Raw genomic sequence first — 21267 nt, 5'->3', positions numbered from 1 at the left:
GCATGGTCATAGCGCTTGCAGCGTTGGTCTTGATGGGAGTCGGCGGCACTGCGATCTGGAGTCACCACCGTTCGGGGGACGCTGAAACCGCACGTGCCGAGGTGATCGGTGTGGCGCCCACGCTCGTCGAGAAGCTCTTGAGCTACAACAGCGATACCGTCGACGACGATCTCGCACGAGCGGCCGAAGGCGCCGGCGGATCGTTTCAGGACAGTTTCACCGAATTCGGATCGAAAACAGTTGCCCCACAGTCGAAGGAGCAGGGAATCAGCACGAAAGCCCGAGTCGTCGATGTCGGTGTGCTCTCCGTTGCCGCGGACCGCGCGGAAGTGCTCGTGTTCGTCGATCAGATCTTGACGAGTACCGCGCGGCCGGCACCAGCGTCGACGTCGAGCCGAGTCGAGGTGACACTCGATCGAGTCGACGGCACATGGCTGGTGAGTGCCATGACCCCCATCTAGTGAAGGTTGTCGCGGCCCGCCATGATCAGCCTGGCAGTGACTTCGAGCCGGTCTGCGATCTGCGAATAGGACTCGTAACCCATGCCGGCTCGAACAAGCGCTCCGGACCAGGAGATTTCGAGTGCTTCGAGTACGTCGGGATCGTATGACGGCCCCAGCGCCTCGATGAGCCGCTCGCGGATGTTCTTGCCGATACGTCCCCGAAGGTGTTCGACGTCGGGATCATTGCCCATCATCGCCGTGGTCACGGCCGCGGCCAGCTCCGGTTCGTCGGAAACGAGGAGTGCGACGCTTCGAAGGACCGAGCAGACCTGCGCTTCTCGTTCCGCCTCGGGGGAGGGCTCGTGCGGTACCGCGTCGAGTCGGCGCCAGAACAGTTCTGCCACAAGGTGACTCTTGGACGAAAAATAGGTGTATGCCGTGGCTGCGGCGACACCGGCTTCCGCTGCCACCATTCGTACAGTCAGATCGGCAAACCCTTTGTCGCGCAGGACCGTGATCGCTGCCGCGGTCAATCGATCGACGGTTTCGGCTTGCTGCTGTGTGAGCCGTCGACGAGTGGACTCGAACTTGGTCTTACCAGACATGTGTCCAGACACTACGGGATCAGACCGGTGCGAGCAAAGTGTGCGCTATCGCTGCTCGTTCTCGCTCCCGCTCGGTGTCATGTCTCGCTCCCGCTCGGTGGGACAGAATTTCGAACCCCCGCGATCGCTAAGTCCATGTGTTAGAACGATTTCTAGAACATGTTCGGAAACTGTGCCCAGAATCAGAGAGGCTGACGATGACGAAGTGGGACGAGACGTGCGACGTACTCGCTGTGGGATCAGGCGGCGGACTCACCGGCGCGTACACGGCAGCCCGCGAAGGCCTCGACGTCATTGCGATCGAAGCAACCGACAAGTACGGCGGAACAACGGCGTACTCGGGCGGCGGCGGAATGTGGTTCCCGTGCAACGCCGTTCTTCGTCGGGGCGGGGACGACGACACCATCGAGGATGCGCTGGAGTACTACCGATCAGTGGTGGGTGATCGTACGCCCGCCGACGTTCAGGAAGCCTACGTTCGAGGTGGCGCCGGGTTGATCGACTACCTCGAAGAGGACTCGAACTTCGAGTTTCAGATACTGCCGTGGCCCGACTACTTCGGTGAAGAGCCCAAGGCTCGAGCGAGTGGACGGCACATTGTTCCCAAGCCGATGAACGCGAACAAGATGGGTGCCCTTCGTGATTCGCTTCGTCCGCCGCTGGCGACGGAACGGCTGGGGGAGAAGTTGCCGAAGTACCTCGTCGGCGGCCAGTCGTTGATCGGTCGATTCCTGTTGGCTCTTGCGGAACTCCCGAACGCCACCATGCACCTGAAGACCACTCTCGAAGAATTGGTCGTCGAGGACGGATCGGTCGTCGGCGCGGTCGTCGACCGAGATGGTCGGCGTCGAACCATTCAGGCACGCAGAGGAGTGATCCTCGCCGCCGGTGGATTCGAGCAGAACGAGACCTTGCGGGCCGAATTCGGTGTCCCCGGATCCGCTCTCGACACGATGGGCTGCCCCGGCAACCTCGGGAAGGCACACCAGGCGGCGGTCGCCGCGGGCGCCGACACCGACCTCATGGGAGAGGCCTGGTGGTCGCCGGGACTGACCCATCCGGATGGCCGCTCCGCGTTTGCGCTGTGGTTCACCGGCGGAATCTTCGTGGACGACGACGGTCGCCGATTCGTCAACGAATCAGCGCCGTACGACCGCTTGGGCCGCGCCGTCATCGAACACATGCGGGCAGGGAAAGTAACCACGCCGTACTGGATGATCTACGACAACAGCGAAGGCGCAGTGCCGCCGGTGAAGGCGCCCAACGTACCCATGGCACAGACGGAGCAGTATGTGGATGCGGGGTTGTGGAAGAGTGCACAGACACTCGAAGACCTCGCTGCCCAGATCGATGTTCCCGCAGCGGAACTGGTGGAGACCGTGAAGCGATTCAACGCGTTTGCGGCGACTGGCGTCGACACGGACTTCGGTCGAGGAGACGCTGCGTACGACCGCGCCTTCTCCGAAGGGGCTTCGCCGCTCGTACCGATCGACCAAGGGCCGTTTCACGCTGCCGCGTTCGGCATCTCTGACCTCGGGACCAAAGGTGGTCTACGCACCGACGCGACCGGGAGGGTGCTCAAAGCCGACGGTACGGCGATTGCCGGGTTGTACGCGGCGGGGAACACGATGGCAGCGGCCAGCGGGACTACGTACCCCGGCGGTGGAAACCCGATCGGAGCGAGCATGCTGTTCAGTCACTTGGCTGCACTCGACCTCGCGAAGCTGCCGTCTTGATCATCAGTCGCTCGTCTCGGGGATGTGGTCAGGCCTTGCCGAGTCCGGCGGCGATTCCCTTGTCCAGTTGGGTGAGCATTGCTGTACCCAACGACGAAAGCTGGGCGACCTGGCGATCGTCGAGGCCCTCGAAGAGGAGACCTTGAACTGAGGCGACGTGCGGCGGTGCGGCCGCGACCACCTTTGCCATTCCCTCGTCGGTGAGCACTGCGTTGGAGCCGCGGCTGCCACGAATGACTTCCCGTTTCACCCAGCCGGCCTTCTCCATCTTCGTGATCACGTGCGAGAGGCGGGACAGGGACGCGTTCGCGCGCTGGGCCAGTACCGACAACTGGAGCTTGTGCTCGGGGGCGTCCGAGAGTGCCGCGAGTACGAAGTATTCGAAGTGTGTGAGTGCCGAATCGCGTTGTAGTTGAGTGTCGAGTGCGGCAGGCAACCGTGTCACGAGAGCGATCAGTGTCAGCCATGCTTCTTGCTGCTCGGCTGTGAGCCACTTCGTCTGAGACTGCGCGTCGGGCTGCGCGGTCGGTTCACTCATCGGTGACTTCTCCTTCGGGTCGAGCATTCTTCGTGCACGGAGCGTGCTTGTGTACAGCGTCTCAGACGCATGTCCAGAAGAATCCTGCGGGGAATAGTTGCGGGACGCAAGTGTTGAGTTCTATATTAGGTTGAACCTTCAACTTACGACGAATGTCTATCCCGAGGAGTCCGTATGTCCACCACAACCATGCCTGCGCTGTATCTCAGCCACGGTGCTCCGCCGCTGGTGGACAGCGCGTTGTGGGTCGACCAGTTGGGGGCGTGGGCCGGCGATCTTCCGCGGCCGACGGCAATCCTCGTCGTATCGGCGCACTGGGAATCAGCACCGCTGACGATCGGATCGACGACCACGGGCACCCCGCTCATCTACGACTTCGGTGGTTTTCCCGAGAGGTTCTACCGTGCGAAGTACAACTCTCCCGGCGCTCCGGAACTCGCCGCCCAGGTTGCCGCGTTGATGCCGGACAACGAACGCGTGGTTCAGCAGCCGAATCGAGGCCTGGATCACGGTGCCTACGTGCCGCTCACGGTGATGTACCCGGACGCAGACATCCCGGTACTGCAAATTTCGCTGCCCACCCTCGATCCCGAGCGTTTGCTCCATCTCGGACAGCGCCTACGGCCACTCCGTGAGCAAGGTGTACTGATCGTGGGATCCGGATTCACCACGCACGGGCTACCGTTCCTGCGCGATCCGTCACCGGAGGCGCAGGCCCCGGGATGGTCGGCGGAATTCGACGCGTGGGCAGGGGAGAGGTTCGCTGCCGGTGACGTCGATTCCTTGATCGACTTCCGCGCTCAAGCTCCCGGGATGCCGTACGCGCATCCGACCATCGAGCACTTCGCCCCGTTGTTCGTCACGCTCGGTGCGTCATCCGATCCGGAACAGGTGCCCACCCAGGTGATCGACGGATTCTGGATGGGGCTTGCGAAGCGCTCGATTCAGGTCGCCTAGAGATTTCAAATCGCGCAGAGAATCAGGTCGCCCAGGTGGGTCAGCTTCGATTGCGAAGGAACTCGAGCGCCTGGTCGCCGTGGGTGTTGGCGCGTAGTTCACTCGAGATGACTTTGAGGACGGTGCGGTCGGTGTCGATCACGAAGGTCGAGCGTTTGACCGGAGCCAACTTGCCCAGGAGTCCGCGCTTGACGCCGAACTGTTCGGCTACCTTGCCGTCGGTGTCGGCGAGTAGGGGGTAGTCGAAGGATTGTGCGGTGGCAAAGGTGGACTGAGCTTCGACCGTATCGGTGCTGATGCCCGCTCGCGAAGCGCCCACCGCGGCGAATTCGCTGCCGAGGTCACGGAAGTGGCACGCCTCGGCGGTGCACACCGGCGTCGAGGCTGCCGGGTAGAAGAAGAGGACCAGGGGTCCGTTCTCGAGCAGGCTCGTCAGCGAGCGCGGAGTCCCGTCCTGGTCGGGCAGTGAGAAATCGGGAGCGAGTTGGCCTGGTTTCATTCGGCCGAGGTTACCCGCGCACGACGGCCACATGGGGGAGCCTGGGATGATGGAGCCATGCACGGCGAGCCCACCTCCATGTCCGCACGGTCATCCGACACCGCGATCGTCGGTGACGCGTCCGATTCCACCACGACCCGGGAGCAGTTCCGAGCTCTCGCAGCTGAGCACCGGGTCGTTCCGGTCACTCGGAAAGTGTTGGCGGACTCCGAAACTCCGCTCTCGGCGTACGAGAAGTTGGCCGGCAATCGTCCCGGCACCTTCTTGCTCGAGTCGGCCGAGAACGGTCGTTCGTGGTCGCGGTGGTCGTTCATCGGCGTCGGGAGTCCGGCTGCACTGACCGTCGTGGACGGAGAGGCGGCGTGGTACGGCAACGTTCCGGCCGGCGCTCCGGCCGGCGGCGACCCGATCGACGCGCTCGGTGCCACCCTCGAGCTGCTTCGTTCGGAGCGGCTGCCCGACCTGCCCCCGCTGACCGGCGGAATGGTCGGATTCCTCGGCTACGACGCGGTGCGGCGCCTCGAGAGATTGGGTGACTCCGCGGTCGACGACCTGCAGATCCCCGAAATGGTCATGCTGCTTGCCGCCGACATCGCCGCAGTCGATCACCACGAAGGGGCGATCACCCTCATCGCCAATGCCGTCAACTGGGACGGCACGGACGAGCGCGTCGACACGGCGTACGACGACGCAGTCGCCAGGTTGGACGCGATGACTCGTGCTCTCGCGGCGCCGGCGAAATCGACGGTGTCGACATTTTCGAAAGCGACTCCGAACTACCGTCGTCAGCGCACCACCGAGAGCTTCGGTGTCGATGTCGACAAGTTGATCGGCGACATCGAAGCGGGCGAGGCATTCCAGGTAGTTCTCTCGCAGCGATTCGAGATCGATTGCACTGCAGCACCGATCGACGTGTACCGGATGCTGCGAGCGTCGAACCCCAGCCCGTACATGTATCTGCTCAACGTGCCGAACGGTGATGGAGAGACGGCGTTTTCGATCGTCGGTTCGAGCCCTGAGGCACTGGTAACCGTCGCCGAGGGTGTCGCGACAACACACCCGATCGCTGGAACCAGATGGCGCGGTGCCACAGAGGAGGACGACATCCTGCTCGAGAAAGATCTCCTCGCCGACGAGAAGGAAAACTCCGAGCACCTCATGCTCGTCGATCTGGGGCGAAACGATCTGGGTCGTGTCTGTCGCCCGGGCACGGTGAAGGTGCACGACTACCGGCACATCGAGCGGTACAGCCACGTGATGCATCTCGTATCGACCGTCACCGGTCATCTGGCCGAGGGAAAGCACGCTCTCGACGCCGTCACCGCATGCTTCCCCGCTGGAACCCTCTCGGGGGCACCCAAGGTCCGAGCGATGCAGCTGATCGAAGAACTGGAACCGACCAGGCGCGGTATCTACGGCGGCATCGTCGGCTACCTCGACTTCGCCGGCGACGCCGACACCGCGATCGCGATCCGAACGGCATTGATCAAGGACGGGATCGGATACGTCCAGGCGGGCGCCGGTGTCGTCGCCGACTCGGATCCGGTCTACGAGGACACCGAGGCCCGCAACAAGGCGATGGCAGTGCTGAGCGCGATTGCGTCGGCGCACACCCTGCGCACCATCGGAGGTGACGATCAGTGAGTGAGAACGAGTCGAGTGCAGCGGAGCCTACAAGCGTTTCTCGTGGCACCGCCGTGCCGAGAACGCTTCTGCTGGCGTTGTCGGCAGCAGCTCTGTGGGGCAGCTCACGAATGACGTGGGTTCATCTGACCTCGAGCGACGGCAAGACGCTGGAGAGGACGACGGATCTCGACGGCAGCACCTGGGCGGCGGCGATGACTCCGCTCGCGCTCGCGCTTCTGGCGGCGATCGCGGCGTCGTTTGCGGTGCGAGGTTGGGCACTTCGGGTAGTCGGACTGTTGGTTGCCCTCGTCGCCGTCGCGGTAGCGGTTCCGGCAGTGCAGTTGTTGGTGTCCGGAGCCTCTGCGGACCGAGCGGTGGAGTTGGCCGAGTTGTCCGGTCACCCGGAAGATCTCTCGACGACTGTTTCGGTACTGCCTGCCTTGCTTGCGTTGGTCGGAGCGGTGGCGGCGCTCGGCGCGGCAGTACTTCTGATGCGCAAACCTCCAGTGCGAGGCGGGTTGTCGTCGAAATACGACAACCCTGCCGCGCGCCGCGAGGCCGCGGCCAAGCTTGGTCAGGGAGACAAACCTGCATCGGACGAGCCTGTGACACAACGGATGTTGTGGGATGCGCTCGACGCCGGAGAGGACCCGACAGCGACTGACGGGGACGACGGAGTTGGGGGAGACAACGGCGCGAAACCGGGGTCGTCCCACTGAGTAAGACTGAACCCTCACCTGCGTGGGTACCCCGACGGAGTAGCAAAATTTCGTCCCACTAGGCTGAGACCACCCTGATGACGTATCTCACATCGGGCTCTTGCCCAGAAAGGATTCGGGCCACGATGACCGTACTCGACTCGATTCTCGACGGGGTGCGCGCTGACGTCGCCGCCCGCGAAGCCGTACTCGACTTCGCTGCAGTCAAGGCTGCTGCGGCCGCTGCACCGCCTGCACTCGATGCTGCAGCAGCACTTCTGGAATCGAGCATCGGCGTCATCGCCGAGGTCAAGCGAGCGAGCCCGTCAAAGGGTGCGTTGGCCGACATTGCCGATCCCGCTGAGCTTGCCGCGGCGTACCAAGCCGGTGGCGCACGCATCATCAGTGTTCTCACCGAAGAGCGCCGTTTTCACGGCTCGTTGGCCGACCTGGACGCAGTCCGTAAAGCGGTCACCATTCCGGTGCTCCGCAAGGACTTCATCGTGGGGCCGTACCAGATTCACGAGGCTCGCGCTCACGGCGCCGACGTCATCTTGCTGATCGTCGCGGCACTCGAGCAGCAGGCGCTCGCCTCGTTGATCGATCGCACCGAATCTCTGGGAATGACTGCCCTCGTCGAGGTGCACACCGAGGAAGAAGCCAACCGCGCGCTCGAAGCCGGCGCCAAGGTGATCGGTGTGAACGCCCGCAATCTCAAGACTCTCGAGGTGGACAAGAACACCTTCGGTCGCATCGCTCCCGGTCTTCCGACCGAGACGATCAAGATTGCCGAGTCCGGTGTTCGCGGAACTGCCGATCTGTTGGCGTACGCCGGGGCGGGCGCCGACGCAGTGCTCGTCGGTGAAGGCCTCGTGACCAGCGGCGACCCTCGCAAGGCCGTCGCAGATCTGGTCAATGCAGGTGCGCACCCGTCCTGCCCCAAACCGTCTCGATAAATCGCTTCACCCGCCCGGCGTGCTTTGATGCACCCGGGCGGTGACCAGCGACACCGTTGGGGCAGACTGGTGGGGTGACTTCACGTACTCAGGAACCAGGCTCCGGTGCAATATTCAAGGGCGGCAATCTGCCGCCGGCCAGCGCGGGACTCACCGAGCGCTCCCACGATCCCGACGCCGGAGGCCATTTCGGCGTCTACGGCGGACGGCATGTGCCGGAAGCCCTCATGGCGGTTATCGACGAAGTCACTGCGGAGTACGAAAAGGCTCGCGCGGACGACACGTTCTTGAACGAACTCGACCGCTTGCAGCGCGATTACACCGGGCGCCCGTCGCCGATTTTCGAGGCAACGCGAATGAGCGAGTTCGCCGGCGGTGCGCGCATCCTTCTCAAGCGTGAAGATCTGAACCACACCGGTTCTCACAAGATCAACAACGTTCTCGGTCAGGTTCTGCTGGCAAAGCGTATGGGCAAGACCCGCATCATCGCCGAGACCGGAGCGGGCCAGCACGGTGTGGCATCGGCCACCGCCTGTGCACTGCTCGGTCTCGAGTGCGTCATCTACATGGGTGCTGTCGACACCGAACGGCAAGCACTCAACGTCGCGCGCATGCGACTTCTCGGCGCGGAGGTCGTCTCGGTCGAGACCGGTTCGCGCACGCTCAAGGACGCGATCAACGAAGCCTTGCGCGACTGGGTTTCCCACGCGGACAACACCTATTACTGCTTCGGTACCGCGGCAGGCCCGCACCCGTTCCCCACCATCGTTCGGGACTTCCAGCGAGTGGTCGGCCTCGAAACACGCGTCCAGGTTCAGGCACTGACCGGCCGCCTGCCCGATGCAGTCACAGCCTGCGTCGGAGGCGGCTCCAACGCAATCGGAATCTTCCACCCGTTCATCGACGATCTGTCGGTACGGCTGGTTGGCTACGAAGCAGCCGGCGACGGTGTCGAAACCGGAAGGCATGCAGCAACGTTCGCCGGCGGTACCCCTGGCGCATTCCAGGGTGCCTACTCGTACCTGCTCCAGGACGAAGACGGTCAGACCATCGAATCGCACTCGATCTCTGCTGGTCTGGACTACCCGGGCGTCGGACCCGAGCACGCTTACCTGAACGATATCGGGCGCGCGACCTACGAACCCGTCACCGACAGTGAAGCCATGGATGCGCTGCTGCTGCTCTCACGCCGCGAGGGCATCATCCCGGCCATCGAATCGGCCCACGCCGTCGCCGGCGCACTCCGACTGGGCAAAGAACTCGGTGAGGGCGCGATCATCGTCGTCAATCTCTCCGGTCGCGGTGACAAGGACATGGACACCGCCGCAAGCTGGTTCGGTCTTTTCGACGGCGCCTCAGGTCAGGCAGCCGCTCCGGATGATGCAGCAGACGAGAACGACAACACGGAAGGCTCGGACAAGTGAGCGAACGACCATCACGCCTCGCACCCACCTTTGCCGCGTGCAAGGCTGACAAGCGTGCCGCCCTCGTCGGTTACCTGCCTGCCGGTTATCCGACCGTTCCCGAATCGATCGACGTGTTCAAGGCGATGGTCGACGGCGGCTGCGACATCATCGAAGTCGGTGTCGCGTATTCCGATCCGGTCATGGACGGTCCGACCATCCAGCGTGCAGCCGAAACCGCACTCACCAACGGCGTTCGCCTTCGCGACATCTTCACCGTGATCGAGCAGATCAGTTCGGTCGGCGGCAAGGCCGTCGTGATGACCTACTGGAACCCGGTACTGCAGTACGGCGTCGAGAAGTTCGCACGGGACCTCGCCTCCGCCGGTGGACTCGGACTGATCACCCCCAACCTCATTCCGGAAGAAGCCGGCGCCTGGATGGAAGCATCCGAAGAGCACCACCTCGACCGGATCTTCCTTGTCGCTCCATCTTCGACCGAGGAACGGCTCGCCATGACGCTCGACGCGAGCAGCGGATTCATCTACGCGGCCTCGACGATGGGTGTCACCGGCGCTCGCGACGCCGTGTCTTCGATGGCTCCGGAACTGACCGCACGAATCCGCGCGCATTCCGACATTCCCGTCGGCGTCGGATTGGGAGTTCGCTCCGGCGCACAGGCTGCCGAAATCGCGGCATACGCCGATGCCGTCATCGTCGGCTCGGCTCTGGTCTCCGCGGTCGAGAACGGCCTGGGAGCGGTTCGCTCGCTCACCGAAGAACTCGCCGAGGGCGTCCGCTCGGCTACCGTGGCGTCGTGACCTCAACTGTGGACCTGCTGGCCTATATCCCCAGCCCGCCCCAAGGCGTCTGGTACGTCGGACCGGTGGCGCTTCGCGCCTACGCGCTCTTCATCATCCTCGGCATCATCGTCGCGATCGTGTGGGGAGATCGTCGTTGGGTCGCCCGCGGCGGCGAGAAGGGGACCGTTCTCGACATCGCGATCTGGGCCGTTCCCTTCGGTCTGATCGGTGGCAGGCTCTACCACGTTTTGACCGACTGGCCCGCCTATTTCGGCGAGAACGGTCAGCCACTCGACGCACTCAAGGTGTGGCAGGGGGGCCTCGGAATCTGGGGAGCAGTGTTCCTCGGCGGCATCGGTGCGTGGATCGGCTGCCGTCGACGCGGCATTCCGGTGTCCGCGCTCGGTGATGCGATTGCGCCCGGAATCTTGCTCGCGCAGGCCATCGGTCGTATCGGCAACTACTTCAACCAGGAGTTGTACGGTCGCGAGACCACCGTCCCGTGGGGCCTCGAGATCTTCGAGCGTGTGAACTCTTCCGGCCAGCTCGATCAACTGGCAGGTGTCTCCAACGGAGAAGTCATTCGGGTCGTTCACCCGACGTTCCTCTACGAAGCTGTGTGGAACGTCCTGATCGTGATCCTGCTGGTCCTCGTCGACCGCCGATTCAAGATCGGCCACGGACGTCTGTTTGCTCTGTACGTCGCGGGCTATTGCCTGGGCCGGTTCGTCGTCGAACTGATGCGCGACGATTTCGCCTACGAGATCGCCGGCATTCGCGTCAACACATTCACTTCGGGGATCGTGTTCTTCGCCGCACTGGCCTACTTCTTCCTGGCGAAGAAGGGTCGTGAGGATCCGGCTGATTTGAAGTCGAAGGACTACGTCGCTGCGGTAGCTGCCGGCGAAGCAGGAGTCGCGGCGCCAGTTACCGAAACTGATTCGGCGAAGGCCGACGCGAAAGTCGCCGACGCTGAAGATTCTGAATCCGATGCTGCTGAATCCGCTTCCAGTGAGGCAAGCGCCTCCACGGCAGCGTCGGATGAGTCGTCGGACGCGGTGAAGCTGTCGAAGAAAGACAAGCCGTGACAGGTCCCTATTCGCAGGGGGGATTCCCCGAGGATCAGGGACCGGTCTACGGCGCGCCCAATCCGTACGGATATCAGCAGCCATTGCCGCCTCCATCGATGTACGGGTTCGGAGATCCCTACGCCCCGTACGGTCGGCACCCGGTAACCGGGGAACCGTATTCCGACAAGTCGAAGGCCACCGCTGGACTGTTGCAGATCTTGCTGGGCTTCTTCGGAATCTGTGGAGTCGGGCGCCTCTATATCGGAAGTGTCGGCATCGGATTGTGCCAACTGCTCGGCATGTTCTTCGCGCTGTTCATGTCGGCGTTCCTCATCGGAATTCCATTTGCGATCGGAATCTGGATCTGGGCGTTCGTCGACGGCATCGTGATACTTTCGGGCAATGCGCGGGACGGTGCTCGCCGGCCATTGCGAGGATGAGTCGCGAGCGCGAACCGAGGAAACATGTGTGGGGGACTGGCCTCGAGAAGGTCGAACCTTCTCGAATTCCGATAACAAAAGCTATTACGTACCGTCGTCGAATCGAAGGAAAGTACGTTGCCTAACTTGAACAAGAATCCGGAACCTTCCGAGTCGGGGGACTCGTCTGGATCACAGCCGCCGGTTCCACCGCAGTTCGGGTCGCCGTTCGACTACGACGCGACGGCGGATGCGTCGTTGACGGAAACCTCGGCACCCACCGAAAAGACGCCGTCGACGGAGACCACCGGCACCGGTCCAGGCTGGGACACGTATTCGGGAGTCGGAAACGGTCCGGGGTGGGGAAACCACCCCATCTACCCGCCGCCGACCGGAACCGAATCGACCACAGCGTTTCCCGCTGCCGATTCTGATTCCACCCCGAATCAGCCGACAGCGCCGTACACGTCGCAGGAAAGCTACGCCGCTCAGAACTATCCGGCGACCGACTATCCGGCGACCGACTATCCGGCGCCGGACTACTCGAGGCCGACCCAAACCCCGACGGACGGTCCCGTCTACGGTGCACCGGCAGATCAGACTCCGAATCCCTACGCGGCTCCGCCGCAGGGCTACCCCCAGCCGGGATACTCACAGCCGGGTTACGGTCAGCCTCAGGGGTACCCACAAGCTCAGGGTTATCCTCAGCCTGGCTACGGCCTGGTCGACCCGTCCGCACCATACGGACGTGACCCGATGACCGGTGAACCGTACTCGGACAAGTCGAAGACGACTGCCGGATTGCTGGGCATTCTGCTCGGCGGATTCGGTGCAGGACGTTTTTATCTCAACCAGCCCGGCATGGCTGTCGCACAGATCGCGGTCACTTGGTTGACGTGTGGAATCGGTGGCATCTGGCCGCTCATCGACGGAATCATGATGTTGACCGGCAGTGTGCGCGATCAGTACAACCGCCCTTTGCGTAGCTGATCGAAACGACCCTCGGCAAGTGTGACCCCCTGATGCCTCGGTATCAGGGGGTCACCGTTTTGCTCTCGCGACCTGCGGTTATGGGCTGATAAACTAGCGCACGTCGGCTGCATGTCCGCGTGGAGGTCGCCGAGTGCTGTTTTCTCGAATACCTGAACCTCGGGGCCTGTACGACCCCGATCAGGAAACCGATTCGTGTGGTGTAGCCGTGGTAGCAGACACCTCTGGACGCCACCTGCATTCCATTGTCGACGATGCGCTCGCGGTCCTGGGCAATCTCTCCCATCGCGGCGCAGTTGGGCGCGAATCCAACAGCGGAGACGGCGCGGGCATTCTGATTCAGCTGCCGACGGAGTTCTTCGACGCGGTGACCGAGTTCGAGCTTCCACCACCCAACGCGATGGGTGAGAACACCTACGCGGCCGGAAACTGCTTTCTCCCGGTGGATCAGGAAGCACGTTGGCGCGCGGTAGTTCGGATACACCGGTACGCAGCGGCAGAAGGACTGCGGATTATCGGGTGGCGAGAGGTGCCGGTCGACCGCGACTGCGTCGGAACCGTTGCCGCGCAGTGCGCTCCGTACATCAGTCAGTGTTTTGTGACGTGCGCCGAGTCACGGGATCGTAGTGTGGGCGGAATTGCCTTGGACCGACGAGTCTTTGCCCTCAGGAGACAAGCCGAGCGGATTCACTCGGCCGACACTGCAGTGTATTTTCCCTCGTTGTCCGCCCGAACCATCGTGTACAAGGGCATGCTGACGCCGACGCAGTTATCCGGTTACTTCACCGACCTACGCGACGACCGAATGCGAACTGCGTTGGCAGTCGTGCACAGTCGATACTCCACGAACACATTTCCGTCGTGGCCACTCGCTCAGCCGTATCGCTGCATCGCCCACAACGGCGAGATCAATACGATTGTGGGAAACAGGAATTGGATGCGCGCTCGCGAGCCGATGCTGCGGAGCACACTTTTAGGTGGGGACATCGATCGCCTGTTTCCGATCTGCACCCCGGGAGGATCCGACTCTTCGTCGTTCGACGAAGTACTGGAGTTTTTGACGCTCGGGGGCCGCAGTGTGCAACACGCCATCGCGATGATGATTCCCGGAGCCTGGGAGAACGATTCTTCGATGCCCGACGAGATAAAGGCCTTCTACCAATTTCACGGTTGTCTGATGGAACCGTGGGACGGTCCGGCGTCCGTGACGTTCAGCGACGGCATTGTTGTCGGGGCCGTGTTGGATCGCAACGGTCTTCGCCCAGGGCGATGGTGGCGGATGAAGAACGACCGTATCGTGTTGGCCAGTGAGAGCGGCGTGTTCGACGCTCCCACGTCCGAGGTGTTGGAGAAGGGGCGCCTCGAACCGGGACGCATGTTTCTCGTGGACACCGCTCGCCATCGCATCGTTTCCGATGCGGAGATCAAGTCCGAACTCGCGAGCACAGCCCCCTACCGGGACTGGGTCGACGGGGGATTGGTCGACCTCGAGGACATCCCCGAGACTGCGCCTGCTCGAGGCGATCCGGCTCCGCTGTTGCAACGGCAGTTGCTCTTCGGATACCACGCCGAGGACCTGCGGGACATTCTTGTCCCGATGGCAAGCTCAGGATCGGAGCCGTTGGGGTCGATGGGTGTCGACACGCCCCTCGCCGTTCTCTCGGATCGGCCGAAGCTGTTGTACGACTACTTCGTCCAGCTCTTTGCTCAGGTGACCAACCCGCCTTTGGACGCGATTCGCGAGGAAGTCGTCACTACGCTTGGTGTCACCCTCGGCGGTGAGCAGAACTTGTTCGAAGCGTCGGCGCTGTCGTGCCGAAGGATTGTTCTCGACAAACCGGTGATCGGACCGGGGAAGATGGCGAAGGTCGCCGAACTATACGGCGCAAGAACTCCGAGAAGCGCTGTCCTTCGCGCAAGTTTCGATCCGAGGGGCAGTCTCACCGAAGGCGTCGAGAGGCTTCGTGAGTCCGCCCGAACAGCCGCCGCAGCCGGTATCGAGATTCTGGTGATCTCCGACCGTGGATCAGGCCCTGAGCAGGCTCCCATTCCGTCATTGCTCGCAGTATCAGCCGTGCACCACGATCTGGTTCGTCATGGCCTGCGGACCAAGGTTTCCCTTGTCGTCGACTCGGGTGACGCGCGCGAAGTTCATCACATCGCGCTGCTGATCGGCTACGGTGCGGCGGCTGTCCACCCGTATCTTGCTCTCGAATCTGTCCAAGCCCTCAGCGAGCAGGACGAACTTCCCGGGATAGATCCGAAGACTGCGTCGGACAACTACCTGAGAGCAACAAATTTCGGCGTGCTCAAAGTGATGTCGAAGATGGGAATCGCTACGGTTCACTCCTACACGGGCGCACAGGTATTCGAGGCCGTGGGCTTGGGTCGAGAGTTGGTCGACGAATACTTCTGCAACACACGGAGCCGGATCGGCGGGATCGGTATCACTGAAGTCGCGCGCGAAGTTCTGATGCGCCACACGGCTGCGTTCTCGTCGTCCGCAGTGCAGCATCGTCAGTTCGACAATCGTCAGTTGACCGACAGTGGACAGTACCGGTATCGCCGCGATGGTGAATTGCATGTGTTCACACCCGAATCCGTGTTCTTCCTTCAGCATGCGACCCGGACCGGGCGAAGTGAGATGTTTCGTCGCTACAGCGATGAAGTCGATCGACTGAGCGCGCAGGGCGGAACACCGCGGGGATTGTTTCGATTTCGGTGTGAGGTTCGTCCGCCGATTCCGCTCGATCAGGTCGAACCCGTCGAGTTGATTCTCGCTCGATTCAACACCGGTGCGATGAGCTACGGTTCCCTCTCTGCGGAGGCGCACGAGACGATGGCGGTTGCGATGAATGCTCTCGGCGGGCGTTCCAACACCGGTGAGGGCGGAGAGTCGCCGGAGCGGTTGCGTGACGACAAGCGTCGAAGCGCTGTCAAGCAGGTCGCGAGTGGTCGCTTCGGGGTGACCAGCGATTACCTGGTCAATGCCACCGACATTCAGATCAAGATGGCCCAAGGTGCCAAGCCGGGTGAAGGAGGGCAGCTTCCGGGGTCCAAGGTGTACCCGTGGATCGCGGAAACCCGGTACTCGACGCCTGAGGTCGGGCTCATTTCTCCGCCCCCGCACCACGACATCTATTCGATCGAGGATCTCGCCCAATTGATCTACGACCTCAGATGCGCGAACAATCGCGCGCGGATACACGTGAAGTTGGTCAGCGCAGCCGGAGTCGGGACTGTTGCGGCAGGTGTGGCCAAAGCGCACGCCGACGTGGTGCTGATCTCCGGTCACGACGGCGGGACGGGTGCTGCGGCACTCTCGTCCATCCACCACGCGGGTACGCCGTGGGAGATCGGGCTGGCCGAAACTCAGCAGACCCTGGTGCTCAACGGGTTACGCGATCGGATCGTCGTCCAGTGTGACGGGGGTTTGCGCACGGCGCGGGACGTCGTCGTCGCCGCGTTGCTGGGAGCGCAGGAGTACGGGTTTTCCACGGCGCCACTCATCGCGGCCGGGTGCGTCATGATGCGGGTATGTCATCTCGACACCTGCCCCGTCGGAGTAGCGACGCAGAATCCCGAACTGCGCGAGCGATTCACCGGCCGGCCCGAGTACGTCGAGAACTTCTTTCGCTTCATCGCCGCCGACGTACGACGGTTGTTGGCAGAACTGGGGTTTCGAAGTATCGACGATGCGCTGGGGCACGCAGACGTATTGGAAATGTCTCCGGCGGTGGCGCATTGGAAGAGTCGGACGTTGGATCTCTCACCACTCTTCGACGTTCCGGCCACGCCGGCCGGCGCGGCCTACCAACCGTATGTACCTGTTTCGAGCGAACTCGAACGCACCCTGATCAAGTTGGCTGCGAACTCGCTCGAGGACGCTCGACCCGTGCATATCGAACTGCCAGTACACAATACGGATCGAGCGGTGGGAACGAGGCTGGGCGCTGAGGTGACCAGACGCTACGGCGCCGTCGGGCTACCTGACGGCACCATCGACGTCGTGCTCAGTGGAACGGCAGGCCAGTCACTCGGTGCGTTCCTGCCACCGGGCATCTCGCTGGTCGTTGTCGGCGATGCAAACGATTACGTGGGAAAGGGGCTCTCGGGTGGACGAATCGCGCTTCGGCCGAGTGAGGACGCACCCTTCGTGGCCGAGGAGCAGGTGATTGCCGGCAATACGCTGCTGTACGGCGCTACGAGCGGTGCGCTCTATGCCAGGGGGCGTGTCGGGGAACGATTCGCGGTGCGAAACTCGGGTGCGGTCGCTGTGGTGGAAGGCGTCGGCGACCATGCGTGTGAGTACATGACCGGGGGTCGCGTCGTCATCATCGGCCCAACCGGTAGGAACCTTGCTGCGGGAATGTCGGGCGGACTTGCCTTCGTACTCGACGTGAAGGCAGAAAAGGTCAACCGCGACATGGTCGTTCTGGAGCAGCCCTCGGCGGAAGACTGTCGTCAGCTGGTCGACATTCTCGGCACGCATTTGGCCGCTACCGGTTCGCCGGTGGCGGCAAAACTACTCGACGACTGGGGTGGACAGAGTCCGAGATTCACCAAAGTCTTGCCTGTCGATTATCAGAAGGTCGTGGAACAGAACCAACTGGTGGAGCCGGCTCATGCCTGACCCACGCGGGTTCCTCAACGTGAAACGATCCGGCGCACCGACCAGACCGACCGACGTGCGCGTCGGCGACTGGGCGTCGGTATACGAGTCGCTGGATCCCGTCGTGCGAAATCGAGACGTATCTGCACAGGCCTCGCGTTGCATGGACTGCGCTGTGCCGTACTGCCATTCGGCCGACATAGGGTGTCCGCTCGGCAATCTCATTCCGGAATGGAACGACCTGGTTCGGCGTGGACGGTGGTCCGAAGCCTCGGAGAATCTGCATTCCACCAACAATTTCCCCGAGTTCACCGGACATCTGTGCCCCGCACCGTGCGAAACGGCGTGCGTTCTCGCACTCGACGACGAGCACACGTCGGGGGGTGTCACCATCAAGCGCATCGAACAGGCGATCGTCGACAACGCCTGGGAGTCGGGTTCACTGGAACCACGGCCGCCGGTAGTTCACAGCGGAAACCGTGTTGCGGTTGTCGGTTCGGGACCGGCGGGACTGGCCGCGGCTCAACAACTGACACGAGCCGGACACAGTGTCACGGTGTTCGAGCGGAGCGATCGGATCGGGGGACTGCTTCGCTACGGAATTCCGGAATTCAAGTTGCCCAAGGCCCTCATCGACCGGCGGCTGGACCAACTGACCGCCGAGGGGATCAGATTCGTCACCGACTGCGCCGTCGGAGTGAACGTGAGCGCGCACGACCTCTCGACGGAATTCGAGGCGGTAGTCCTGGCGGTCGGGGCTGATCGTGCCAGAGACACCGACGTACCGGGTCGTAGTCTTCGCGGAATCCATCGTGCGATGACGTACCTGCGTGCGGCCAACCACGAATGCGAGGGTGATGGTGCGTCGAGCATCTCGGCGCGAGGTAAGAACGTCGTGATCATCGGTGGCGGCGACACGGCCGCCGACTGCCTCGGCACGGTGCATCGCCAAGGCGCCCTCTCGGTGACGGAATTGGATTACCACGTCCCACCTCCGGCACACCGCGATCGAGATCGCGACCCATGGCCGCTGTGGCCGCGGCTCCTACGCACCTCGCCGGCGGACGAGGAGGGCAGTGACAAACGATTCCGATGGGCGGCGCAGGAATTTCTCGACGACGGTGGGGGTGCGGTCCGTGCAATCCGGATGGTTCCGGTGGCCGTGTCACGAGCGAAGAACGGACAACGGACCTTGGTGGAGACCGGCGACACGACGGATCTGGTGTGCGAGATGGTCTTGCTCGCTCTGGGTTTCGACGGCGTCGAAACCGCCCCACTGCTCACCGACCTTGATGTCGGCACCGATCCACTCGGCAGAATCGAGTGTGATGTCGGGTGGCAGACCCGGACACCCGGCGTATTCGTCTGCGGCGACGCGCATCGCGGGGCGTCGCTGGTCGTGTGGGCGATTGCCGAGGGACGGTCGGCCGCACGTGCCGTCGACGTGTTTCTCACAGGCGAGTCGGCGCTTCCGGCTCCGGTTCATCCAAAGGCATTTCCGCTGTTCGTGAGCTGACCAACTGAATCGAGTAAGTACAGAAAGTGCAGGTCGCAAATGCCGGATAGAAGTGCGGTGGGGTAGCGACTAGGCTCGAGCCGTGAACCGACGGACAAAAATTGTATGCACACTTGGACCTGCGACAGCTTCTGGCGACCGCATCCGTGAGCTCGTGGAGAGCGGCATGGACGTGGCGCGCCTCAACTTCAGCCACGGCGAGCATGCCGATCACGAAGAAAACTACATTCGCGTCCGCGCCGCGTCGGACGCCACCGGAAAGGCCGTCGGTGTTCTCGCCGACCTTCAGGGGCCCAAGATTCGCCTCGGCCGATTCAAGGACGAGCGGACCACCTGGGCCAACGGTGAAGAGGTTCGTATCACCGTCGACGACGTCGAGGGAACGCACGATCGCGTCGGGACCACGTACAAGGAATTGGCGCGCGACGCCAAGGCCGGCGATCGACTGCTGGTCGACGACGGAAAGGTCGGCCTGGTCGTCACGTCCATCGACGGCAACGACGTCGTCTGTCGGGTCACCGAAGGCGGTCCGGTCAGCAACAACAAGGGCCTCTCACTGCCCGGTATGAACGTCTCCGTTCCAGCCCTGTCGGGCAAGGACATCGCCGACCTCGAGTTCGCTCTCAAGCTGGGTGTCGACTTCATTGCACTCTCCTTCGTTCGCTCACCGGCGGACGTCGAATTGGTTCACGCCATCATGGATCGAGTCGGGCGCCGCGTTCCCGTCATCGCGAAGCTCGAGAAGCCCGAGGCCATCGACAATCTCGAAGCCATCGTGCTCGCGTTCGACGCCGTCATGGTCGCCCGCGGTGACCTCGGTGTCGAGTTGCCGCTCGAGCAGGTCCCGCTCGTTCAGAAGCGCGCAATCCAGATTGCTCGTGAGAACGCGAAGCCGGTCATCGTCGCGACGCAGATGCTCGAGTCGATGATCGAGAACTCACGTCCCACTCGCGCAGAGGCATCCGATGTCGCCAACGCCGTTCTCGACGGCGCCGACGCAGTCATGCTCTCGGGCGAGACTTCGGTGGGCAAGTACGTCATGGAAACCGTTCGCACCATGGCCCGCATCGTCGAGGCCGTCGAGAACGAATCGACCCGTGTCCCACCGTTGACCCACGTCCCGCGCACCAAGCGCGGTGTCATCTCGTACGCAGCACGCGACATCGGCGAACGTCTCGACGCCAAGGCCTTGGTTGCGTTCACTCAGTCCGGTGACACGGTGCGTCGACTGGCTCGTCTGCACACGCCGCTGCCGTTGCTCGCCTTCACACCGCTGCCCGCGGTGCGCAGTCAGCTGACGCTGACGTGGGGAACCGAGACGTTCCTGGTCGATGCGGTGGCCACCACCGACGAGATGGTGCGTCAGGTGGACAGTGCGTTGCTCTCCCTCGGGCGGTACGTCAAGGGCGACCTCGTGGTCATCGTTGCCGGGTCCCCTCCGGGAACTGTCGGTTCCACCAACCTCATTCACGTCCACCGCATCGGTGAAGAGGACCACTGAGTGACCCACGCGAACGCGTCCACCGACCTCGGTACTCTCCTCGGTTTGTTGGATCTGGAGCAGATCGGTGAAGACGCGTTCCGTGGATACCACCCGAAACAGGTAGGTTCGCGGACGTTCGGCGGTCAGTTGGTGTCTCAGGCACTGATGGCCGCCGGGCGGACTGTCGACGGTGATCGCCCCATCCATGCGGTGAATGCCCATTTCATTCGCGGCGGAGATGTCAAGGCGCCCATCGAGTATCGGGTGGATCGTCATCGCGACGGGCGGGCGTTCGCCAACCGTCAGGTGACTGCCTATCAGGGTGAGAACGAATTGTTCGTGATGCTCGCGGCGTTCCAGGACTCCGGCAAGGGGCTCGACCATGCTGTCGAGATCCCGGATGTTCCACTTCCGGAGTCGTTGCCTCCCATCGGCGATCATCTGGTGGGGTACGAGGAAAAACTGCCGCATTTCAGTGCGGCGCTCAAGCCGATCGACATGCGGTACGCCAACGATCCGGCGTGGATCCTCAAGGGCACCGGCGAGAAACTCAACCACAATCGGGTGTGGATGCGCCCCGACGGTGATCTGCCGGACGATTCGCTCATTCACGCTGCGACGCTGGCATATTCGTCCGACACCACCGTGCTCGATTCGATTCTGACCACTCATGGTTTGTCCTGGGGTCATGATCGTATCGTCGCGGCGACGGTCAATCATTCGATCTGGTTCCATCGCCCGTTCCGGTTCACCGACTGGGTCCTGTACGCCACCGAATCGCCGGTCGCCGCAGGTTCGCGCGGTCTGGCAACGGGACGGTACTTCTCGGTGGAAGGACTGCTGTTGGCGACGGTGGTCCAAGAAGGAATGATCAGGCATTTCCCGCGTAAAGGGGAATGAGATGCGGGCCCGA

At 62.8% G+C, this 21267-nt stretch carries 18 protein-coding genes; 15 read left to right on the top strand and 3 right to left on the bottom strand.

What is annotated here, in order from left to right:
- Window positions 1-2 precede the first annotated feature (2 nt).
- Window positions 3-461: a hypothetical protein gene (locus P3G66_RS26950; RefSeq protein WP_257216780.1), complete on the top strand. Its 459-nt coding sequence runs from the start codon at window positions 3-5 to the stop codon at window positions 459-461.
- Here the strand turns inward: P3G66_RS26950 and P3G66_RS26945 are convergent.
- Window positions 458-1048, bottom strand: a complete 591-nt coding sequence (locus tag P3G66_RS26945) for a TetR family transcriptional regulator (protein ID WP_003943994.1) — start codon at window positions 1046-1048, stop codon at window positions 458-460. The two genes, P3G66_RS26950 and P3G66_RS26945, sit on opposite strands and share 4 nt — an antisense overlap.
- 197 nt (window positions 1049-1245) lie before the next feature.
- Between P3G66_RS26945 and P3G66_RS26940 the strand changes: the two genes are divergently transcribed.
- Entirely contained in the window at window positions 1246-2784 is a 1539-nt protein-coding gene (locus tag P3G66_RS26940; protein WP_116056650.1) for an FAD-binding protein, read from the top strand.
- 28 nt (window positions 2785-2812) lie between these two features.
- On the opposite strand, the gene P3G66_RS26935 is transcribed toward P3G66_RS26940, so the two are convergent.
- The gene (locus P3G66_RS26935; protein ID WP_039973005.1) at window positions 2813-3322 is read right to left on the bottom strand and encodes a MarR family transcriptional regulator; all 510 of its coding nucleotides are present in this window, start codon (window positions 3320-3322) and stop codon (window positions 2813-2815) included.
- A gap of 174 nt (window positions 3323-3496) precedes the next feature.
- Between P3G66_RS26935 and P3G66_RS26930 the strand changes: the two genes are divergently transcribed.
- A complete protein-coding gene (locus tag P3G66_RS26930; protein ID WP_003944012.1) occupies window positions 3497-4279 on the top strand; it encodes a class III extradiol ring-cleavage dioxygenase in 783 nt (260 codons plus the stop codon).
- A 40-nt stretch (window positions 4280-4319) separates the two neighbouring features.
- Here the strand turns inward: P3G66_RS26930 and P3G66_RS26925 are convergent, their stop codons facing one another.
- Window positions 4320-4778, bottom strand: coding sequence for a peroxiredoxin (locus tag P3G66_RS26925; RefSeq protein ID WP_007728696.1), 459 nt, complete (start codon window positions 4776-4778; stop codon window positions 4320-4322).
- A 57-nt stretch (window positions 4779-4835) separates the two neighbouring features.
- Here P3G66_RS26925 and P3G66_RS26920 point away from each other — a divergent pair, with 57 nt between their 5' ends.
- The 12 genes from P3G66_RS26920 to P3G66_RS26865 all read left to right on the top strand — a co-directional run bounded on the left by P3G66_RS26920 (window position 4836) and on the right by P3G66_RS26865 (window position 21254).
- Entirely contained in the window at window positions 4836-6422 is a 1587-nt protein-coding gene (locus P3G66_RS26920; RefSeq protein WP_058227001.1) for an anthranilate synthase component I, read from the top strand.
- A gap of 110 nt (window positions 6423-6532) precedes the next feature.
- A complete protein-coding gene (locus P3G66_RS26915) occupies window positions 6533-7123 on the top strand; it encodes a TIGR02234 family membrane protein (protein ID WP_230587583.1) in 591 nt (196 codons plus the stop codon).
- A gap of 125 nt (window positions 7124-7248) precedes the next feature.
- On the top strand, window positions 7249-8058 hold the full coding sequence (gene trpC / locus P3G66_RS26910) for an indole-3-glycerol phosphate synthase TrpC (protein ID WP_003944016.1): 810 nt from the start codon (window positions 7249-7251) through the stop codon (window positions 8056-8058).
- A gap of 74 nt (window positions 8059-8132) precedes the next feature.
- A complete protein-coding gene (gene trpB / locus P3G66_RS26905; RefSeq protein WP_276117359.1) occupies window positions 8133-9482 on the top strand; it encodes a tryptophan synthase subunit beta in 1350 nt (449 codons plus the stop codon).
- Window positions 9479-10282: a tryptophan synthase subunit alpha gene (gene trpA / locus P3G66_RS26900; protein ID WP_276117358.1), complete on the top strand. Its 804-nt coding sequence runs from the start codon at window positions 9479-9481 to the stop codon at window positions 10280-10282. Before trpB ends, trpA begins: the two co-directional genes overlap by 4 nt.
- Entirely contained in the window at window positions 10279-11352 is a 1074-nt protein-coding gene (gene lgt / locus P3G66_RS26895) for a prolipoprotein diacylglyceryl transferase (protein WP_180279703.1), read from the top strand. The genes trpA and lgt overlap by 4 nt, the downstream gene beginning before the upstream one ends.
- Window positions 11349-11774, top strand: coding sequence for a TM2 domain-containing protein (locus P3G66_RS26890; RefSeq protein WP_030536756.1), 426 nt, complete (start codon window positions 11349-11351; stop codon window positions 11772-11774). Before lgt ends, P3G66_RS26890 begins: the two co-directional genes overlap by 4 nt.
- Before the next feature lie 126 nt (window positions 11775-11900).
- Window positions 11901-12743: a TM2 domain-containing protein gene (locus P3G66_RS26885; protein ID WP_276117371.1), complete on the top strand. Its 843-nt coding sequence runs from the start codon at window positions 11901-11903 to the stop codon at window positions 12741-12743.
- A gap of 133 nt (window positions 12744-12876) precedes the next feature.
- Entirely contained in the window at window positions 12877-17376 is a 4500-nt protein-coding gene (gltB, locus tag P3G66_RS26880; RefSeq protein WP_276117357.1) for a glutamate synthase large subunit, read from the top strand.
- Window positions 17369-18871, top strand: coding sequence for a glutamate synthase subunit beta (locus tag P3G66_RS26875; protein WP_276117356.1), 1503 nt, complete (start codon window positions 17369-17371; stop codon window positions 18869-18871). Before gltB ends, P3G66_RS26875 begins: the two co-directional genes overlap by 8 nt.
- Window positions 18872-18953: 82 nt before the next feature.
- Complete coding sequence (pyk, locus tag P3G66_RS26870; RefSeq protein ID WP_003944038.1) at window positions 18954-20372, top strand: pyruvate kinase; 1419 nt, start codon at window positions 18954-18956, stop codon at window positions 20370-20372.
- Window positions 20373-21254 carry an acyl-CoA thioesterase II gene (locus P3G66_RS26865; RefSeq protein WP_003944096.1) on the top strand — a complete coding sequence of 294 codons (882 nt, stop codon included), beginning with the start codon at window positions 20373-20375 and terminating at the stop codon, window positions 21252-21254.
- Window positions 21255-21267 lie beyond the last annotated feature (13 nt).

Source organism: Rhodococcus sp. C3V, assembly GCF_029269915.1.
In the GTDB taxonomy this organism is placed as follows: Bacteria; Actinomycetota; Actinomycetes; order Mycobacteriales; family Mycobacteriaceae; genus Rhodococcus_F; species Rhodococcus_F qingshengii.
This window is presented reverse-complemented; position numbering and strand designations above follow the sequence as displayed.

Coding starts and splice junctions, on each gene's coding strand:
- P3G66_RS26950 (WP_257216780.1), top strand. CDS start 3: ATGGTCATAGCGCTTGCAGCGTTGGTCTTGATGGGAGTCGGCGGCACT.
- P3G66_RS26945 (WP_003943994.1), bottom strand. CDS start 1,048: ATGTCTGGTAAGACCAAGTTCGAGTCCACTCGTCGACGGCTCACACAG.
- P3G66_RS26940 (WP_116056650.1), top strand. CDS start 1,246: ATGACGAAGTGGGACGAGACGTGCGACGTACTCGCTGTGGGATCAGGC.
- P3G66_RS26935 (WP_039973005.1), bottom strand. CDS start 3,322: ATGAGTGAACCGACCGCGCAGCCCGACGCGCAGTCTCAGACGAAGTGG.
- P3G66_RS26930 (WP_003944012.1), top strand. CDS start 3,497: ATGTCCACCACAACCATGCCTGCGCTGTATCTCAGCCACGGTGCTCCG.
- P3G66_RS26925 (WP_007728696.1), bottom strand. CDS start 4,778: ATGAAACCAGGCCAACTCGCTCCCGATTTCTCACTGCCCGACCAGGAC.
- P3G66_RS26920 (WP_058227001.1), top strand. CDS start 4,836: ATGCACGGCGAGCCCACCTCCATGTCCGCACGGTCATCCGACACCGCG.
- P3G66_RS26915 (WP_230587583.1), top strand. CDS start 6,533: ATGACGTGGGTTCATCTGACCTCGAGCGACGGCAAGACGCTGGAGAGG.
- trpC (WP_003944016.1), top strand. CDS start 7,249: ATGACCGTACTCGACTCGATTCTCGACGGGGTGCGCGCTGACGTCGCC.
- P3G66_RS26875 (WP_276117356.1), top strand. CDS start 17,369: ATGCCTGACCCACGCGGGTTCCTCAACGTGAAACGATCCGGCGCACCG.